Below are 17,442 nucleotides of genomic sequence, written 5' to 3' on the forward strand. Positions count from 1 at the left end.
CCAAACGCAAGCACCCAACGCCTTTTAGGCGTTTTTCTTTGGAGAGTTTGATCCTGGCTCAGGGTGAACGCTGGCGGCGTGCCTAAGACATGCAAGTCGTGCGGGCCGTGGGGATTCTCACGGTCAGCGGCGGACGGGTGAGTAACGCGTGGGTGACCTACCCGGAAGAGGGGGACAACCCGGGGAAACCCGGGCTAATCCCCCATGTGGACGCGCTCTTTGGGGTGTGTTCAAAGGGGTCATACCCGCTTCCGGATGGGCCCGCGTCCCATCAGCTAGTTGGTGGGGTAAAGGCCCACCAAGGCGACGACGGGTAGCCGGTCTGAGAGGATGGCCGGCCACAGGGGCACTGAGACACGGGCCCCACTCCTACGGGAGGCAGCAGTTAGGAATCTTCCGCAATGGGCGCAAGCCTGACGGAGCGACGCCGCTTGGAGGAGGAAGCCCTTCGGGGTGTAAACTCCTGAACCCGGGACGAAATCCCTGATGAGGGGGCTGACGGTACCGGGGTAATAGCGCCGGCCAACTCCGTGCCAGCAGCCGCGGTAATACGGAGGGCGCGAGCGTTACCCGGATTTACTGGGCGTAAAGGGCGTGTAGGCGGCCTGGGGCGTCCCATGTGAAAGACCACGGCTCAACCGTGGGGGAGCGTGGGATACGCTCAGGCTAGACGGTGGGAGAGGGTGGTGGAATTCCCGGAGTAGCGGTGAAATGCGCAGATACCGGGAGGAACGCCGATGGCGAAGGCAGCCACCTGGTCCACTTGTGACGCTGAGGCGCGAAAGCGTGGGGAGCAAACCGGATTAGATACCCGGGTAGTCCACGCCCTAAACGATGCGCGCTAGGTCTCTGGGTTTGCTGGGGGCCGAAGCCAACGCGTTAAGCGCGCCGCCTGGGGAGTACGGCCGCAAGGCTGAAACTCAAAGGAATTGACGGGGGCCCGCACAAGCGGTGGAGCATGTGGTTTAATTCGAAGCAACGCGAAGAACCTTACCAGGCCTTGACATGCTAGGGGACCTAGGTGAAAGCCTGGGGTGCCCTGCGAGGGGAGCCCTAGCACAGGTGCTGCATGGCCGTCGTCAGCTCGTGTCGTGAGATGTTGGGTTAAGTCCCGCAACGAGCGCAACCCCTGCCGTTAGTTGCCAGCGGTTTAGCCGGGCACTCTAACGGGACTGCCTGCGAAAGCGGGAGGAAGGCGGGGACGACGTCTGGTCAGCATGGCCCTTACGGCCTGGGCGACACACGTGCTACAATGCCCACTACAGAGCGATGCGACCTGGTGACGGGGAGCGAATCGCAAAAAGGTGGGCGTAGTTCGGATTGGGGTCTGCAACCCGACCCCATGAAGCCGGAATCGCTAGTAATCGCGGATCAGCCATGCCGCGGTGAATACGTTCCCGGGCCTTGTACACACCGCCCGTCACGCCATGGGAGCGGGTTCTACCCGAAGTCGCCGGGAGCCTTAGGGCAGGCGCCGAGGGTAGGGCCCGTGACTGGGGCGAAGTCGTAACAAGGTAGCTGTACCGGAAGGTGCGGCTGGATCACCTCCTTTCTAAGGAGCTAAAGGGCCTTGCGCTCTCCCCTTTTCCGGATCCCTTGGGGGCGCCTTCGGGCGCCCCTTTTTTTTGCCCGGAGGCGAGGCGAAGGTGCGCAGGAAGCGGCAGGCGCAAAGGGCCAGGAGGCGGGTGGTCTCCGCGGGGGGCGTGGTTTTGCGGAAGGACCCCCCCGAGGTGCTGGTGGTTTCCCTGAAGGGGGGGCGGGTGGTCACCCTGCCCAAGGGGCAGGTGGAGCCGGGGGAGCGCTACCCCGAGACCGCGGTGCGGGAGGTCCGGGAGGAGACGGGGGTGGAGGCGGCGGTGCTCGCCCCTTTGGGCAAAGTGCGCTACTACTTCACGGTGAAGGAGGGGGAGGAGCCTGTGACCGTGAGCAAGGAGGTGCACTACTTCCTCATGGCCTACCGCGGGGGCGAGCCCAGGCCCCAGCTTTCCGAGGTGGAAGACGCCTACTTTCTGCCCGTTTCCGAGGCCTTGGAGCGCCTCTCCTACCCCAACGAGCGGGAGATGCTACGCAAGGCGCTCCTCCGCTTCCGGGCCAAGAAGGCGTAGGGCCGCCTCCTCGGGGGAGACCTCCCCCCGGGCCACCGCGGCCACCAGCTCCCCGGCGCCTTGGGTTTTGCGGCGCCCCCACTCCTGGATGACGCTTTCCACCTCAAAGCGGGCCCGCTCCAGGCGGTGGGCCTCCAGGAGGCCGTGCTCCAAGAGGTGGCGGTGGTGGGCCTCGAGGCCCTCAAAAAGGGCCTCCACGCCTTCCCCGGTGGCCGCCACCGTGGGGAAGATGGGGGGGCGCCACCCCCCGGGGCGGGGCGGGGAGAGTTCCAGGGCGCTCTTCAGCTCCTGGATGAGCCTTTCCCCCCCGGGCAGGTCAAACTTGTTCACGGCGAAGAGGTCGGCGATCTCCATGACCCCCGCCTTGAAGGCCTGCACCGCGTCCCCGGCCGCGGGGGTGAGGACGAGGAGGGTGGTGTCGGCCACCCGGGCGATGTCCACCTCGCTCTGCCCCACGCCCACGGTTTCCACGAAGATGCGGTCAAAGCCAAAGGCTTCCAGGAGGTTCAAGGCGGCCACCGCAGCCCCGGCCAGGCCTCCCAAGGCCCCCCGGGAGGCCAGGGAGCGGATGTAGACCCCGGGGTCTTGGTGGTGGCGCATCATGCGGATCCGGTCCCCCAGGATGGCCCCTCCCGTGAAGGGGCTGGAGGGGTCCACGGCCAAGACCCCCACCCGCTCCCCCCGCCTCCTGGCCTCCAGGATCAGGCGGTCGGTGAGGGCGCTCTTCCCGGCCCCCGGGCTTCCCGTGATCCCCACCACCTTGGCCCGGCCTTGGCCGCGCACCCGCTTGAGGAGGGCCTGGCCCACGGGGTGGCCCGATTCCACCAGGGTCAGGGCCCGGGCCAGGGCCCGGGTGTCCCCTTTTTGGAAGCGGCGCTCCAGTTCCTCGGCCTGGCTGGTCCACGCCTCCGCCATGCCGCCATTCTACGCCCTCGGGCAGGGCCCCTATTCCGCCAGGGCCACGCAGGCCACCTCCACCCGCACCCCCCGGGGCAGGGCCTTCACGGCCACCGTGGCCCGGGCGGGGTAAGGGGGGGAGAAGTAGCGGGCGTAGACCTCGTTGAAGCCGGGGAAGTCCTCCATGTCGGCGAGGAAACAGGTGGTCTGCACCACCCGGTGGAGGCCCGACCCGGCGGCCTCCAGGACGGCCTTCAGGTTCTCCATCACCCGCTCCGTCTGGGCACGGATGTCCCCCTCCACCAGGAGGCCTTCGGGGGTGAGGGGGATCTGGCCGGAGACGAAGAGGAACCCTCCGGCCCGCACCGCCTGGGAGTAGGGGCCGATGGCCTGAGGGGCGAGGTGGGTCTGGACGGCTTCCATGGCCTCATCCTACGCCAAAGCGGTAGAGCTGCCCGAGGACGTTGACCACCAGCACCTCCTGGGGCAGGGGAAGGGGGGGCACCTGGACCGCGCCCAGGCCCGTGGCCTCAAAGACCACCTGGCCCTTCTGGTCCACGGCCAGGAAGCGCCCCTCCTCCGTGGCCAGGAAGAGGTGCCCCGCGGCGTAGCTCAGCCCGGCGGTGACCTTGCCCACCTCGAGGCTCCACGCCTCCTCCCCCGTGGCCCGGTCCAGGGCCCGCAGGACCCCGTCCCAGGCGGCCACGTACACCCGGGCCTCGTCCAGGGCGAGCCCGCCCCAAAGCTCCTCCTCCAGCTCCACGTTCCAGAGGGTCTCCCGGGTCAAGGGGTCAAAGGCGTAGACCTCTCCCCGCCAGGTGGGGATGAAGAGCACCCCCCCCTGGGCGGCCGCCGGGGCGTGGATGGGGCCGGTGCGCACCTTGTAGCGCAGGGCCCCCGTGGCCGGGTCCAGGGCGTAAAGCCACCCGTCCTCGGAGCCCACGAAGAGCAGGCCCCGGTAGAAGGTGGGGCTTGCGGAGAGGTGCCCCCCGGCGTGGAAGCGGAAGAGGGGCCGGTCCTTCTCGTAGGCGTAGAGGGTGCCGTCCCGGCTGGCCACGTAGACCCGCTCCCCCAGGACCAGGGGGCTCGCGGTGACCTCGGCCCGGGTTTCCGCGGTCCACTCCAGGGCCCGGCCCCGGAAGCGGCGCACCTTGCCGTCCCAGCTTCCCACGTACACCCCGCCCCGCACCACGGGAGGAGAGGAAGCCTCCTCGGGGAGGCTTTGGTGGCGCACCTCCCCCGTGAGGAGGTCCACCTCCGCCAGGCTTTTCCCCACCCCGAGGTACACCCGCCCCCCGGCGTAGACCATCTCCCCCGGCCAGGCCGCCTCCCCCCCCAGGTCCAGCCGGCCCTTGAGGGCCAGGCGCCTGGGCTCGGGGCCTAAGGGGTAGTGGCCCGAGCGGCTGGCCCCGGCCCTCGGGGTGGCCAGGCGGAGGGCCCGGAAGTCCTCCAAGACCCCCTGGAAGAGGGCAGGGTGGGAGGGGCGCTCCTCGGGATGCTTGGCGAGGAGGGCCAAGACCGCCTCCCCCACGGCCCGGGGCACGGCCGGGTTCAGGGCCTCTGGGGGCTTGGGCTCCTCGTAGACGTGCTGGAAGAGGACCGCCTGGTCGTTTTCCCCCTCAAAGGGGGGCTTGCCGGTGAGGGTCCGGTAGAGCACCGCCCCGAAGCTGTAGAGGTCGGCCTTGGGGGTCAAGGGGAGGCCCTTGGCCTGCTCGGGGGCCATGTAGGTGGGGGTGCCCAGGGTGTAGCCCGTGCGGGTGAGGTGGCGGCTTTCCTGCAGGAGGTAGGCCAGGCCGAAGTCCATCACCTTGGGGTGGCCCTCCCGGGTGAGGAGGATGTTCTTGGGGGTGAGGTCCCGGTGGAGGATGCCCTGGGTGTGGAGGTGGGCCAGGGCCTCCATGACCTTCTGGGCCGCTTCCAGGATGCGCTCCCCCTCGAGCCCCTCCTCAAAGGGGCCCAGGCGGTCAAAGCTTCCCCCCTCCACCAGCTCCATGACGAAGTAGGGCCTGCCCTCCTCCTCCCCCAGGTCCAGAACCTGGACGATGCCGGGGTGGAAGAGGCGGGAGAGGGCCCGCACCTCCAGCAAAAACCGCTCCCGCTCCGGGGGAAGGGCCCGGGGGTGGAGGAGCTTCACCGCCACCTTGCGCCCCAGGCGCTCGTCCACCGCCCGCCAGACCTCGGCCATGCCCCCGGAGCCCAGGGGGGCCTCGAGGCGGTACCGTCCGCCCAGGACCACGGGGGCCATTCTATTCTTCCGGCTCCAGGCGCTTCAGGAGTTCGGCCAGCTCCTCCTTGCCCTCCTCCAGCTCCTGGACGATCTTGGCGATGGCCAGGCGCACCACCTCCGACTTGGAGACCAGGCGCTCGGGGCTGGAGAGGGCGTAGGCGGCCCGGGTGAGGAGGGCGTCCTGCTCCTCGGAGATGACCACCTGCAACCGCTTCTTCTCCCTCTTCGGCATACCGCTCCTTGGGCCCTAGTGTAGCAGGAGGCCCATCTGCTTGACAATGCGCTTTTTGCGCCTTATGCTGCCCTTGAGTAAGGTGTGTATGATGCACCCCGAACAGGGCAAGGGAGGCCGGAGGGTTCTGCGGGTGGAAGGGGGGGTGCCCCTTTCCGGGGAGGTGCGGGTCTACCCCGCCAAGAACGCCGCCCTCCCCATCCTGGCGGCAAGCCTCCTCACCCCTGAGCCCATCACCCTCCTGGAGGTGCCCAAGCTCCGGGACGTGGAGGTGATGCTGGAACTCCTCGCCCACCTGGGCACCCGGTACGCCTGGGAGGGCCGGGCCTTGCACCTTCACACCCCCGAGATCAAGAGTACCCACGCCCCCTTTGAGCTCGTGGGCCAGATGCGGGCGAGCTTCATCGTCTGGGGGGCGCTCCTCGCCCGGGTGGGGGAGGCCAGGATCTCCCTGCCCGGGGGGTGCGCCTTCGGCGCCAGGCCCGTGGACCAGCACGTGAAGGCCCTGAAGGCCCTGGGGGCCGAGGTGGTGGAGGAGGGGGGGGAGTTCTACGCCCGGAGGACCCGGCCCCTATCGGGGCGGGTGGTCTTTGACCTGCCCACCGTGGGCGGCACGGAGCAGGCCATGCTGGCCGTGGCCCTGGGAGGGGAGGCCACCTTGGTCCAGGCGGCCATGGAGCCGGAGGTTGAGGACCTGGGGCGCTTCTTGGAGATGCTGGGGGTGGAGGTGCGGGGCCTGGGCGGGGCGGTGCTCCACGTGCGGGGGGCCAAGCGCCTGGGTGGGGGCACCTACCGCGTCATCCCCGACCGCATAGAGGCGGGCACCTACCTCCTGGCGGCGGCGGCCACCCGGGGAAGCCTCACCCTCACCGAGGTCCGCCCCGACCACCTGGACGCCCTCCTGGACAAGCTTCAGAGCTCAGGGCACCGCCTCGAGGTGGGGGCCGACTGGGTGCGCTTCACCGCCACCCCCGACCCCATTCCCTTCCAGGTGGAGGCCCGGGAGTACCCGGGCTTTCCCACGGACCTCCAGCCCATCGTCACCGCCTACCTGGCCACGGTCTCCGGGCAGAGCGCCGTGTCCGACCGGGTCTACCCCGACCGCTTCACCCACGTGGGGGAGCTGGCCCGCATGGGGGCGGAGCTTTACCTGAAGGACCGCACCCTCCTCATCCACGGCAGGCGCCTGCACGGGGCCCAGGTCAAGGCCCTGGACATCCGGGCCGGGGGGGCTTTGGTGGTGGCGGCCCTGAGCGCCGAAGGGGTTTCGGAGATTGAGGGCGTCTACTTCCTGGAGCGGGGCTACGAGCACCTCCCGGAAAGGCTCCAGGCCCTGGGGGCCAGGGTCTTCCTCCAGGAAAGCCCCCTGGCCGTGGCCGCCGACTGAGTTGGGCTCCCTGTCGGGTGCTTTACAGGAATTGAGTTCCGCCATATCAACCTGCCTTGCAGACCCTTTGGCAATCTGCTACCCTGGTGGAGGTATGGACCTGGAACGCCTCGCCCAACGCTTGGAAGGCCTCAGGGGGTATCTTTGACATCCCCCAAAAGGAAGCCCGTCTAAAGGAGCTGGAGGGGCGCCTCGAGGACCCCTCCCTCTGGAACGACCCCGAAACGGCCCGCCAGGTGAGCCAGGAGGCCGCCCGCCTCCGGCGCACGGTGGACACCTTCCGCTCCCTGGAGAGCGACCTCCAAGGGCTTATGGAGCTTTGGGAGGAGCTTCCCGCCCCGGAGCGGGAGGAGCTTAGGCCCGAGCTGGAAGAGGCGGCCAAGAAACTTGAGGAGCTCTACCATCAGACCCTCCTCAACTTCCCCCACGCCGAGAAGAACGCCATCCTCACCATCCAGCCTGGGGCCGGGGGGACGGAGGCCTGCGACTGGGCGGAGATGCTCCTCCGCATGTACACCCGCTTCGCCGAGCGCCAAGGCTTCCAGGTGGAGGTGGTGGACCTCACCCCGGGGCCCGAGGCGGGCATTGACTACGCCCAGATCCTCATCAAGGGGGAGAACGCCTACGGGCTCCTTTCCCCGGAGGCGGGGGTGCACCGCCTGGTGCGCCCTTCCCCCTTTGACGCCTCGGGCCGCCGCCACACCTCCTTCGCCGGGGTGGAGGTCATGCCCGAGGTGGACGACACCGTGGAGGTGGTGATCCGGCCCGAGGACCTGCGCATAGACGTCTTCCGCTCCCAAGGGCACGGGGGCCAGGGGGTGAACACCACGGACTCGGCGGTGCGCATCGTCCACCTGCCCACGGGGATCACCGTCACCTGCCAGACCACGAGGAGCCAGATCAAGAACAAGGAGCTGGCCATGAAGGTCCTCCGCTCCAGACTCTTTGAGCTGGAGTGGAAGAAGAAGCAGGAGGAGCTCCAGAAGCTCCGCGGGGAGGTCCGCCCCATTGAGTGGGGAAGCCAGATCCGCAGCTACGTCCTGGACAAGCAGTACGTGAAGGACCACCGCACGGGCCTCATGCGCTTTGACCCCCAGAACGTGCTGGACGGGGACCTCCTGGACTTCATCTGGGCCGGCCTGGAGTGGAAGGCGGGCCGCCGCCAGGGGGCGGAGGAGGTGGAGGCGGAATAGAGCGCAAAGGGTCTTTTCGGGCCTTTACCCCCCGCCCAAGGCCCGGCGCAGGAGGGCCCGTATCTTTTCCGCCTCCTCTGGGGTGATCCGGGTGAGGGCAAAGGCCACGGGCCAGAGGACCCCCTCATCTAGGCGGGCTTGGTCGGTGAAACCCAAGGTGGCGTAGCGGGTATGGAACTTGTGGGCGGGTTGGAAGAAGCAAAGGACCCGGCCCTTCTCGGCGTAGGCAGGCATCCCGTACCAGAGCCTCGGCGTGAGCCCTGGGGCTTCGGTCCGGACCAAGGCGTGGAGCTCCAGGAAGAGCGAGCGGTCGGGCTCGGGCCACGCCCTCACCTGAGCCAGGACCGCGTCCTCTCCTTGGATCCTCTCGCGCTCTTGAAGGCGCGCTTTTAGGGCCGCTTTCTCTTCGGGGGTGGGCTTGGCCCGTCCCATTAGTAGACGTCCTCCGGGGTCTTGTACACCTCCCCGGTGAGCCAGTAGATGACCCTTTCGGCGATGTTCTCCAGGTGGTCCCCAAGCCGTTCGTAGCTTCGGGCCACCCGCATCAGGGTGAGGGCCTTGGTGATGGTGCGGGGGTCTTCCATCATGTAGGTGACGAGCTCCCGGCTCACCTCCTCGTAGAGCCCGTCCACCCCGTCGTCCATGCGGATGACGGCGCGGGCGAGCTCGGGGTCCCGCTCGGCCACGGCCTTGCTCAGGGTGTCCATCATCTCCAAGAGCCTGCGGCCCATCTCGGGGAGGGTGACGTAGCGCTTGAGGGGGGGCTCCTGGGAGAGGAGGAGGGCGTCTTCGGCCACGTGCATGGCGTAGTCCCCGGCCCTTTCCAGGTCGGTGAGGGCCTTGATGACGGTGAAGATGAGGCGGAGGTCCGTGGCCACGGGCTGGTGGCGGGCGATGAGGGTGATGGCCTGGTTCTCCACCTTGAGCTCCAGGGCGTCCACCTCTTTGTCCCGGGCGATTACCCCCTCGGCCAGGGCCCGGTTGCCCTCCACCAGGGCCTGGGTGGCCTCCTGGGTCATCTGGCGCACCAGGGAGAGCATCCTGAGGCTCTCCTCCACGAGCTCGTTCAAGGCTTTGTCCAAGGCTTCGCGCATCTCGCCTCCTTTCCTCAGTCTAGGGGAAGGCGGACCCCGAAGACGTTGGCCTCGCCTTCCCGCCTGGCGTAGGCCTCGCCCCCCAGGGCCTGGGCCAGGCGGCGGACCAGGTAGAGGCCTAGCCCCTGCCCCTTCACCTCCACGCTTCCCCGCTTTCCCGGGAGGAAGAGGGCCTCATAGTCGGGAAGGGGAGGCCCCGCGTCCCACACTTCCACCAAGCCCTTGCCCCCTTCCTCCCGGGAGACGAGGCGGATGGGGTCTTGGCCGTACTTGAGGGCGTTATCCAGGAGGTTGAGGAGGATTTGCAAAAGGCTTTCCGGGTCGGTGAGGAAGGTGTGGGGAAGGGCCACCTCCACCTTCCGCCCCCTAAGCCTTTCCCGAAGCAGGCCCTCCAGCCTCGGCCAGAGCTCCGCCAGGGCCACGGGGCGCCGGGGGCCGGGCCGGATGGGGGAGAGGGCTTCCACCAGTTGGGCGAGGCGGGCCACCTCGGCCTTGAGGAGGGCGAGGACCTCCTTTTCCTGGGGGGTCTTGGGGGTGAGGACCTCCAGGAGGGGGCCCATGCCGGAAAGGGGGGTGCGGAGCTCGTGGGCTAGGGTCTGGGTGGCCTCCTCCAGGGCCCGGAGGCGCCTCTTGGCCTCGCTTTCGTCCAGGAGGTAGAGCCTTCCCGGAAGGGCTTTGGCCCGAAGCCACAGGCCCCGCACCTCCAAAAGCCTCTCCCCGCCGTGGAGGGCCAGGGCCTCGAGGCGGTGGTCCCTCAGGGCCAGGAGGAGGGGGCGGCCCACCACCCGCTCCCGGTTCACCCCGAGGAGCTGGGCGGCCTTGGGGTTGAGGTAGACCACCTGGCGGTTCTCGTGGAGGACCAGGCCCTCCAGGGCCTCCTCCCAGGCTTCGGCCAGGGCCTCGTGGGGCTTCACCCTTCTTCCGCCTCCCTAAACCGGTACCCCACCCCCCGCACCGTTTCCAGGAAGCGGGGGGCCTTGGGGTCTTCCCCGAGCTTTTCCCGTAGCTGGAGGATGTGCTGGTCCACGGTCCTGGGGGTGCCCAGGAAGTCCTGGCCCCACACGGCCTCCAGAAGCTCCTCCCGGGTGTAGACCCGGCCCGGGCGCTGGGCCAGGAAGGCCAAAAGCTCAAACTCCCGCCGGGTGAGGGGGAGGGGCCGCCCTTCCAGGCTCGCCTCCAGGCGCTCCAGGTCCAGAAGGAGGGGCCCCCTCTTGAGGACCTTCCGCTTGCCCGCCCGGCGCAGGAGGGCCTCGAGGCGGGCCAGAAGCTCCTCGGTGGCGAAGGGCTTCACCAGGTAGTCGTCCGCCCCGCGGGAAAGCCCCTCCACCCGGTCCCGCACCTCGGCCCGGGCGGTGAGCATGAGGACGGGGAGGGTTGGGTAGGGGCCCTGGCGCATCCTTTCCAGGAGCCGGGTGCCCGGCTCGTCGGGGAGCATCCAGTCCAGGACCACCGCCTCGGCCTCCTTGAGGAGGTCCCAGGCCTCCTGGGCCCGGGAGGCCTCGAGGACCCTGTGTCCCGCCCGTTCCAAGGCCAGGCGCACCCCCAAGCGCACCGCGGGTTCGTCCTCCACCAGGAGCACCGTGGCCACGCTTCTAGTCTAGATGGGGTTCTGTCAGGTTTCGGTCAGAAAGCTTTGCTTGACAGGCCTAAGGGTCCCGTGCTAGCCTTCTAGAGGCTAGGGCGGCTAGCTCAGCGGAAGAGCGCTCGCCTCACACGCGAGAGGTCGTAGGTTCAAGTCCTACGCCGCCCACCAGCTCCAGGACGCAAAGCTTCCCCCCACGGTAGCGTGGGGGGAAACCCTTTAGCCGGTTTATCAGCCGGTCTATCCGTTCAGGCTTGGGCGCGGGGGGCGGGGTAGAGAAGTTCTTCCAGGTCCAGCACCCACCCCCGGCGCTCCTCCTCCAGAAGGTGGCGGTACACATTCAGGGTGATGGTGGGGCTGGCGTGGCCCAGCCGCTCACTCACCACCTCCAGGGGCACGCCCCGGGAGAGGGCCAGGGTGGCCCAGGTGTGCCTGAGGTCGTGCACCCTCACCCGGCCCAGGCCCGCCCTTTCCGCCAGGCGGCGCAGGTAGTGGTTGAACGCGTCCGGATCCACGGGCTTTACCCCGCCCACCAGGAAGAGCCCGTCCACCTCCTCCGGGGTGAGCCTTGCCAGAAGCTCCTCCCTCCGGGCCTTCAGGCGAAGGAGGAGGCCACGGGGCAAGGGCACCTTGCGCTTGGCCGTGGGGGTCTTGGGCTCGGAGAAGGCTCCCCTTCCGGCCACCTTTACCCAAGCCCGTCCCACGGTAAGCTCCCCGGCCTCCAGGTCTATGTCCCGCCATTGCAGGGCCAGGGCCTCGCCCCGGCGGAGCCCGGTTTCCAGCATGAGCCGGAGGAGCAGGGCCATGTCCTTGGACCGGGAGGCTTCGGCGGCCTCCAGAAGCCGGGCCACCTCGTGGGGCTCCAGGGCCCTGGCCGCCTTCTCCCCCTTGGGCAGGCGCACCTTCACGGCTTCGGCGGGGTTTCTGGCCACCAGTTCCAGCCGTAGGGCCTCCCGGAAGAGGGCCTTGAGCCGCATGAGCACCCGGCCCACGGTGCGGGGGGCGTAGCCTGCTTCCACCACCCGGTCCACGGCGGCCCGCACATGGACCGGCTTCACCTCCTGGAGCCGCATGCGGCCCAGGGGGTCGTGGGCCTTGGGGTCCTTGAGGGAGGGGAGGGCGTGGGCCAGCTCGTCCAAGGCCAGGCGGATGGAGTTCGGCCTAAGCCCCTCCCGCTCCAGGCGCTTCAGGTACTCCAGGGCGAAGTCCCGCGTGGTGAGCCTGGAAGGGTCGGTGAGGAGCCCCTTGGCCTGGGCGGCCACCATATCCGCCAGGGCCCTTTCGGCCTCCTTGCGGGTTTCGCAATGCTTCTCCCGCTTGACCTTCCGGCCCGTGGCGGGGTCTACCCAGGTGAGCTGGGCCACCCACTTCCCCTTGCCCTCGTGGTAGAAGACGCTTCCGCCTCCCTTACCCCGCCTCTTCACTTACCACCACCTCCTCCTCTTGCGGCCACGCCAAAGCCACTTCACCCGGCGGATGGCCCACCTCTTGCCGGCCCGGCCCCGGGCTAGCATCTTGGCGAAGCGAAGCCAGGACCACAGCCGCCTAAGGTTCACGGCGCTCCTCCCCCCTCAGGTAGCCCAGGGCCTCGAGGCCCGCCTTGACCACCTTCCCGCGCTCCTCAGCGGGAAGGCGGCGGAAAGCCTCTACCACGGGCTTCTCCCCCCGCACCCAGAAGCTTTGAGCCGCCTCTCCCGGCCCCAGAAGCTTCACCCCGAGGAGCCGGGCCCGCTCCTCCCGGGGTTGCCTTGCCCGGTCCAGGTTCTGCCCTCGCGGCATGCCTTCATCTTAGCACCGGAAGATGGGGTGCTCCTTATTCGCGAAAGATTGGTTTCGCGCAATAGCAGGGGAGTCCCCCCCCTGGAAAAGGACCCCGGTTATACGGGCCGGGGTGCCCCCCACGCGCCGCCATGCGCCGCGCCCGCTCCAGCTCGGTGAGTTCGTGGCGGACGATGTTCTCGTCCAGGGTGGCCCTCGGGGAAGGGGAGGGTATTACTCCCCACCCCGAGGTTCCCACGCCCATATGGTCCGCGGGGTGTCTGTCCAGACCACCCCATACGCCCCGAGGTCATGGCCCTCCCGGAGGACCATCCCCCCAAGGTATGGCCACCGGTGGCGGGTAATCCCCACAAACCGGCACCACGGCCACATGGCGGCTACCCACCGCGCCACCGCGTGGAAGGGGCTGGGGTCCTCTGGCCGCACTTCCACCGGGGGGACCTCGGGAGGGGCCGCACCTTCCTCAGGTTTCAGAGCGCCCATCCCCAATCTGTGATGCCTCCAGGGACGCCTTCAGGGCGAAGTGCGTGGCGCTGGGCTCCTCCTCGGGCCACGCGCTCATGGCTAACCGGAGGACCAGGACGGCCAGCTTGGCCCGGCGCTCGGGGTCAAGACCCGTTGCCTCATCCAGGACCGCCTCCAGGACTTCCAGAGCCCTAGGGGCTAGACTGCCCAGCCGCTCCCGCCACGCTTCGGCCTCTTCCCACTTGGCCTTGGCCTTCAGGTAGCGGTCAACCCAAGGGGGCTCCTTGGTCTTCCTCATCCTTCACCTCCACGCTCAGCTTGGCGAAAAGGTCTTCCAGCTCCTTCCGCACGTCCTGAGCTAGGTCCTGGGCCAGGGCCTTGGAAAGACCCCCCAGCATACGCCTCCCCCAGAGGGGGAGTCCCAGCTCCAGGGCCCGCTCCTTCCTCCTGGCCTGGGAGAGGTACCCCAGCCGCCCGCACCTACGGCAGAGGAGCCCCCGGCGAGTCAGGAAGAGCACCCGGCGCATTCCCCCGCACCTCGGGCACAGGAACATCCACTCATACCCAAAGCGGCGTTCCACCCCCACCAGCCGCACTTCCTGCCCCGCGTAGGTCAACCAGATAGGGGGCACCTCGGGGAGGGGGCGGCGTGTTTTGCTTCGCCAATACTCGGCAATCCACACCGCCCACACTTGGGGCGTTTCCTCCACCAGCCCCTCCCAGGGCTCCCCCGGGCCGCGGCCTTGCCCTGGGAGGGGGCCGCGCCTTCCTGCCCCTATGGCCTCCCGGAGTAAGGTCATGAGCTCGCTCACGCGCTCACCTCCACAACGCTAGGTCTAACCTCCCTACCGAAATCCCCCCGCCTTAGAGGGCGGCCCCGCTCATCCATGAGCCCCATGGCCAAGAGGGTGATGGCCAGGGCCACCACCTCCTCCGGCGAGAAGACGCGGGTATAGTCCCCCTCCCGCACCACCAGGTGGCCGGGGGGCTCCTCGGGGTCCGTGTAGATGTCCAGCTCTTCCCCTTGTTCCCATAGGTACCTGGCCACCGCGTCAACCGCCCGCATGGGCCACCTCCTCCAGGCGGGCCAGGGCCTCGTCCCACCCCTTGGCCGTGAAGGGCGTTTCGCCTCGCCTCCACACGCTCAGCTCCTCAGGGCGGACCAGTCCCTTCCCGGCGGCCTCAAGCCAGGCCCGGGCCTCGGGGCCGGGAAGGAGGAGCAGGTAGCGCGTCCTCCCGGCCAGGGCTTCCACGGCCACCTCCCAGCCTCCCCGCACGTCCAGGGCCCAGCCCCCCGTGGTGGGGAAAAGGTGGAGCCTCCAGGGCGGGGGAGAGTTTTTGCTAGCCCAGGCCGAATAGGGGGTCAGGTCCCCCGGGGGCACCAGGTAGCGGCGGGGCTCATCACCTTCCCTCGCGTAGATGGTCAGCACCAGGGGGGCCTCCACTCCCAGGGCGTGGCCCAGAAGGGGGAGGACCCTCCAGGGGGAGAGGAGGGCCCGGGCCTCCACCCGCTCCCCGTCCTCCAGGGCCTGGAGGAGGGCGGTCTTGAAGTGGGCCAGGGCGGGGCGGGCCTCAGGGGGGACGGCGGGGATGACCTTCAGCCCCTCTCCCACGCGGTGGAAGGCAAGGGAGGGGTTCTCGTGCAGGGTGTGGAGGAGGGCAAGGGTCATAGCCACTCACCCCCCTCCTCGCCCTCCCACGTCCCCCCGTCCCCGGGGTTAGAAAGAAGGAGGGAATCATCTCCCGCATCCCCCGCATCTCCCGCAAACGGCGTCCTGGAGCCGTTTAGTACGCGCGGGGGTTGTGCGGGGGTTGCGGGGGATTGCGGGGGTTGTGCGGGGGGTTGCGGGGGTTGCCCCTTCCATCCCCCGCGCTCAGGAGTGTCGTCCTGGAGCCGGGTTACGGGGGTTGCGGGAGTTGCGGGGGATGTGCCGCTACTCCTTTCTAAAACCCAGAGGAGGCGCTTGACCCGGGCGTCCCGCACCCCCTCCACCTTCAGCCCCACCCCCCGGAGGGCGGCCTGGACGCGGGGAAGATGTTTGCCCAGCCCGGCGGGGGTGCGGGGCCACCCTTCGGGCTTGACCCGGGCGTCCTTGAGGCCCATCGCCTCCTCCAGGGCGGCCAAGAGTTCCGATGCGGAAAACACGGCCCGGTGCCCCTCCGGCCAGTCGGCGGTGAAGAGGAGGAGGGCCTGGGCCACGGGGTCGTTGTCCAGAAGGTCCTGGTTGAGCCCGGCCTGCACCGCGTAGAAGGCCGCCACCACCTCCCCGGCCTCAAGGCCCAGGGCGGGGGCGGCGGCCTCAGCCCAGATGGCCCAATCGGCTAGGCGGGGCAAGGAGGGCAGGGCCTTCCGCGCCACCTCCCAGCGCCTCAGGGCCAGGACCACGGCGTCCAGGAGGGCCCCCAGGGCCTGGGGGTGGGCCCGGGCAAAGGCCTCCCAAATCTCCCGTTCGGGGCGGCGCTCCCCGTCCTCCAGCCGCACCAGGTTGACCATCGCCACCCGGTCGGCCAAGTCGTCCCGGAGGATGCCGAAACCTATCCCCGTGAGGATGACGGGCCGTTGCGCCTCCAGGACGTGCTCTTCCGAGTCCGAGTAAAGCTCCCTCTTGCCCAGCCCGCCCCCGGTGGAAAGGCGGCATAGGGCGTCCGAAAGCCAGGTGGGTATCTTGGAAAGGTTGTCAAAGGCCAGTACCCAGGACCCCTTGGCGCCCACCATCAGCGCCTCCACGTCCTTGGGCTCAGCCCGTAGGGCGGCCTCCTGGGGGTCCACCAGGGCCTTGAGCACCCTCGCGGCGGTGCTCTTCCCCGCCCCCTTCTCCCCGGCCAGGACCAGAATGGGGTACGGGCCTTGAGGGGAGAGGGCCCCCACCAACCACCCCAGGACCAGGGCCACGTCCCGGCGCTCCCTCAGGGGCAGGAGTTCCAGGAGGGGGGCTAGACTGCCGCCACGCTCAGGGAGGGGGAGGGGCTTCTGGTGCCGTCCCCGGCGAAAACGCACCGGGGCCTCGTGGGCCGGGATGATGCGCCACCCCGAGGGGTCTACCTCCACCACGCTCCAATCGGGCCGGGCCAGGTCCAGGTACACCTTGCCCTCCCACCCGGCCAGGCGTGTGTGCACCTCGTGCTCCTCCCCCTCAAAGAGGGCCTTCGCCTCCAGGACGGCCAGGGCGTCTTGGAGGGCCTGGGCGTAGAGAGGCTTGCCCCTTTCCGCGTAGTAGAGCCCGGCGAGCCAGGTGCGAAACTCCTTGCCCCGCAGGGGATGATGCTCCACGTGCCCCTCCCGGGGCAGGGTGGCCCAGGCCTCCTTGCTGGGGGTGTGCCAGAGCTTAGGGCCGGCCTTCAGGGCCAGGTCTACGGCGTCCTTGGCGGCGGTGGCGTCCTCCTTCTTGGGGCCCAAGAAGTCCTGCCAGGCCAGCCGCACCGCCTGCAGGGTGGCCCCCACCCGCTTGGCGGCCTCCCGCAAGACGGCTTCCGCCTCCACGGCGTCCAGGCCCGCCTCCACGATGGCCTCAAAGAGGGACTGCCTGACCCGGCCCCAGTTCTCAGGGGCCAAGCCCTCCAAGATGGCGCGGATGGCCTCACTCATGGGCCACCCCCTTCGCCCGGGCCCGGCGGTTCAAGGCCCAGCGCATCCGAGGGGGGAGGGGGTGAGGGTCCTCTAGGATGAGCGGCCTCGCCTCTCCTACCCTCAGCCCCCACCGCGCCGCATCCCGGGCCTCCCGCTCAGGTAGCCCGGCCCGCATAGCGGCGGCTACCAGGGCCTCTTCCGCCTCCTCCGGGGAGAGTCCATGGGGGATTAGCCCCCCCGCGGCCACGGCGTAGCGGATGAGGGTGTTGTGCCTCTGCCCCTCCGGGGTGCGGGCCACTTGGGCGGCGTAGGCCTGGAGAAGGGCCTGCAGGCGCTTGGGGCTCGTCCCCCCCTCGGGAGTCCACACGCTCCTGGGAGGAGGAGGCGGCGGGGGGAGGAGCTTCAAGAGGAGGCCCCGGGGCACCGGGGGAAGCCCCTCCGGCCTCACCAGGGGCACCTCCCACTCGTAGCCCCTCCCGTCCTTGAGCCCGGTAGGCGCGGCCACCACATAAGCCCGACCCATGCCCCGGAGGTCTACCCCCTCCAAAACCCGCACGCTGGCGGAAAGCTTCACTCCCTCGGGAAGCCGGAGGAAAAGGTGTACCCCTCCCTTGGGAGTCCTTTGCCTTGGGGCGGCCTCGAGGGCGGGGTGCTCCTGCCTCAACCCCCCCCAGGCCGTGGGGTCGTCAAAGTCCAGGACCAAGACCCCCTCCGGGGCCAAGAGCCCCACCCCGGCCTCGGGGCAGGACCGCCACCAGGCCTCGAGGGTGGCCGGGTCCCGGGAGGCCTCCTTGAGGCCGTGGGGCACCAGCCGGGGGTGGGGCCTCTTCTCCCCGGGGGCCAAAGGTAAAACGCTGTAGCCTTGGGCGGCGTAGTCCTTGGCGGCGCGGTAAGATGGGCTCAGACGCACCAT

General features: G+C 69.3%; 20 protein-coding genes, 1 tRNA gene and 1 rRNA gene. 5 read left to right on the forward strand and 17 right to left on the reverse strand.

Features of this window, described 5'->3' with window-relative positions; genetic code table 11:
* Positions 1–35: 35 nt before the first annotated feature.
* Positions 36–1,552, forward strand: a 16S ribosomal RNA gene (locus BLP62_RS04645).
* A 94-nt stretch (positions 1,553–1,646) separates the two neighbouring features.
* On the forward strand, positions 1,647–2,105 hold the full coding sequence (locus tag BLP62_RS04650) for an NUDIX hydrolase (protein ID WP_093006342.1): 459 nt from the start codon (positions 1,647–1,649) through the stop codon (positions 2,103–2,105).
* Here the strand turns inward: BLP62_RS04650 and meaB are convergent.
* Genes meaB through BLP62_RS04670 form a run of 4 tightly spaced genes read right to left on the reverse strand, consistent with a single transcriptional unit; the run spans position 2,064 to position 5,461 of the window.
* A complete protein-coding gene (gene meaB, locus BLP62_RS04655) occupies positions 2,064–3,020 on the reverse strand; it encodes a methylmalonyl Co-A mutase-associated GTPase MeaB (protein ID WP_093006344.1) in 957 nt (318 codons plus the stop codon). The two genes, BLP62_RS04650 and meaB, sit on opposite strands and share 42 nt — an antisense overlap.
* A 30-nt stretch (positions 3,021–3,050) precedes the next feature.
* Positions 3,051–3,425: a RidA family protein gene (locus BLP62_RS04660; protein ID WP_093006346.1), complete on the reverse strand. Its 375-nt coding sequence runs from the start codon at positions 3,423–3,425 to the stop codon at positions 3,051–3,053.
* A gap of 4 nt (positions 3,426–3,429) precedes the next feature.
* Positions 3,430–5,247: a protein kinase domain-containing protein gene (locus tag BLP62_RS04665; RefSeq protein ID WP_093006348.1), complete on the reverse strand. Its 1,818-nt coding sequence runs from the start codon at positions 5,245–5,247 to the stop codon at positions 3,430–3,432.
* 1 nt (position 5,248) lies between these two features.
* Positions 5,249–5,461, reverse strand: coding sequence for a transcriptional regulator (locus tag BLP62_RS04670; protein WP_093006350.1), 213 nt, complete (start codon positions 5,459–5,461; stop codon positions 5,249–5,251).
* Positions 5,462–5,549: 88 nt separating this feature from the next.
* Between BLP62_RS04670 and murA the strand changes: the two genes are divergently transcribed.
* The gene (murA, locus tag BLP62_RS04675) at positions 5,550–6,848 is read left to right on the forward strand and encodes a UDP-N-acetylglucosamine 1-carboxyvinyltransferase (RefSeq protein WP_176758141.1); all 1,299 of its coding nucleotides are present in this window, start codon (positions 5,550–5,552) and stop codon (positions 6,846–6,848) included.
* 94 nt (positions 6,849–6,942) lie between these two features.
* Positions 6,943–8,041, forward strand: a protein-coding gene (gene prfB, locus BLP62_RS04680; protein WP_143004336.1) for a peptide chain release factor 2 whose coding sequence is annotated in 2 segments (ribosomal slippage) — positions 6,943–6,993 and positions 6,995–8,041 — 1,098 coding nt in all. Because the reading frame shifts where the segments join, the coding sequence is not laid out codon by codon here.
* A 24-nt stretch (positions 8,042–8,065) separates the two neighbouring features.
* On the opposite strand, the gene BLP62_RS04685 is transcribed toward prfB, so the two are convergent.
* The 4 genes from BLP62_RS04685 to BLP62_RS04700 are packed head-to-tail and all read right to left on the reverse strand — an operon-like array spanning position 8,066 to position 10,723.
* Positions 8,066–8,473 carry an iron chaperone gene (locus BLP62_RS04685; RefSeq protein ID WP_093006354.1) on the reverse strand — a complete coding sequence of 136 codons (408 nt, stop codon included), beginning with the start codon at positions 8,471–8,473 and terminating at the stop codon, positions 8,066–8,068.
* Positions 8,473–9,135 (reverse strand): phosphate signaling complex protein PhoU, encoded by a 663-nt coding sequence (phoU, locus tag BLP62_RS04690; RefSeq protein ID WP_093006356.1) that lies wholly within the window; start codon positions 9,133–9,135, stop codon positions 8,473–8,475. The genes BLP62_RS04685 and phoU overlap by 1 nt, the downstream gene beginning before the upstream one ends.
* Positions 9,136–9,149: 14 nt before the next feature.
* Positions 9,150–10,049 carry a sensor histidine kinase gene (locus tag BLP62_RS04695; RefSeq protein WP_093006358.1) on the reverse strand — a complete coding sequence of 300 codons (900 nt, stop codon included), beginning with the start codon at positions 10,047–10,049 and terminating at the stop codon, positions 9,150–9,152.
* On the reverse strand, positions 10,046–10,723 hold the full coding sequence (locus BLP62_RS04700) for a response regulator transcription factor (RefSeq protein ID WP_093006360.1): 678 nt from the start codon (positions 10,721–10,723) through the stop codon (positions 10,046–10,048). Before BLP62_RS04700 ends, BLP62_RS04695 begins: the two co-directional genes overlap by 4 nt.
* A 90-nt stretch (positions 10,724–10,813) precedes the next feature.
* Between BLP62_RS04700 and BLP62_RS04705 the strand changes: the two genes are divergently transcribed.
* Positions 10,814–10,888, forward strand: a tRNA-Val gene (locus BLP62_RS04705).
* A gap of 77 nt (positions 10,889–10,965) precedes the next feature.
* Here BLP62_RS04705 and BLP62_RS04710 read toward each other — a convergent pair.
* The 9 genes from BLP62_RS04710 to BLP62_RS04745 form a co-directional block, all read right to left on the reverse strand.
* Entirely contained in the window at positions 10,966–12,141 is a 1,176-nt protein-coding gene (locus BLP62_RS04710; RefSeq protein ID WP_093006363.1) for a site-specific integrase, read from the reverse strand.
* Positions 12,142–12,273 carry a hypothetical protein gene (locus tag BLP62_RS14330; protein WP_276330181.1) on the reverse strand — a complete coding sequence of 44 codons (132 nt, stop codon included), beginning with the start codon at positions 12,271–12,273 and terminating at the stop codon, positions 12,142–12,144.
* On the reverse strand, positions 12,263–12,496 hold the full coding sequence (locus BLP62_RS04715) for a hypothetical protein (protein ID WP_016328328.1): 234 nt from the start codon (positions 12,494–12,496) through the stop codon (positions 12,263–12,265). Before BLP62_RS04715 ends, BLP62_RS14330 begins: the two co-directional genes overlap by 11 nt.
* Before the next feature lie 463 nt (positions 12,497–12,959).
* Positions 12,960–13,259 (reverse strand): hypothetical protein, encoded by a 300-nt coding sequence (locus tag BLP62_RS04720; RefSeq protein ID WP_093006365.1) that lies wholly within the window; start codon positions 13,257–13,259, stop codon positions 12,960–12,962.
* Positions 13,228–13,488 carry a hypothetical protein gene (locus BLP62_RS13995; RefSeq protein WP_241374144.1) on the reverse strand — a complete coding sequence of 87 codons (261 nt, stop codon included), beginning with the start codon at positions 13,486–13,488 and terminating at the stop codon, positions 13,228–13,230. Before BLP62_RS13995 ends, BLP62_RS04720 begins: the two co-directional genes overlap by 32 nt.
* Before the next feature lie 281 nt (positions 13,489–13,769).
* The gene (locus BLP62_RS13705) at positions 13,770–14,027 is read right to left on the reverse strand and encodes a hypothetical protein (RefSeq protein WP_093006367.1); all 258 of its coding nucleotides are present in this window, start codon (positions 14,025–14,027) and stop codon (positions 13,770–13,772) included.
* Positions 14,014–14,631, reverse strand: a complete 618-nt coding sequence (locus BLP62_RS04735) for a hypothetical protein (RefSeq protein WP_093006369.1) — start codon at positions 14,629–14,631, stop codon at positions 14,014–14,016. The genes BLP62_RS13705 and BLP62_RS04735 overlap by 14 nt, the downstream gene beginning before the upstream one ends.
* Positions 14,628–16,547 (reverse strand): DNA primase, encoded by a 1,920-nt coding sequence (locus tag BLP62_RS14335; RefSeq protein WP_093006371.1) that lies wholly within the window; start codon positions 16,545–16,547, stop codon positions 14,628–14,630. Before BLP62_RS14335 ends, BLP62_RS04735 begins: the two co-directional genes overlap by 4 nt.
* Positions 16,540–17,442 carry a bifunctional DNA primase/polymerase gene (locus tag BLP62_RS04745; protein ID WP_093006373.1) on the reverse strand — a complete coding sequence of 301 codons (903 nt, stop codon included), beginning with the start codon at positions 17,440–17,442 and terminating at the stop codon, positions 16,540–16,542. Before BLP62_RS04745 ends, BLP62_RS14335 begins: the two co-directional genes overlap by 8 nt.

The organism is Thermus arciformis, from assembly GCF_900102145.1.
GTDB classification, from domain to species: domain Bacteria; phylum Deinococcota; class Deinococci; order Deinococcales; family Thermaceae; genus Thermus; species Thermus arciformis.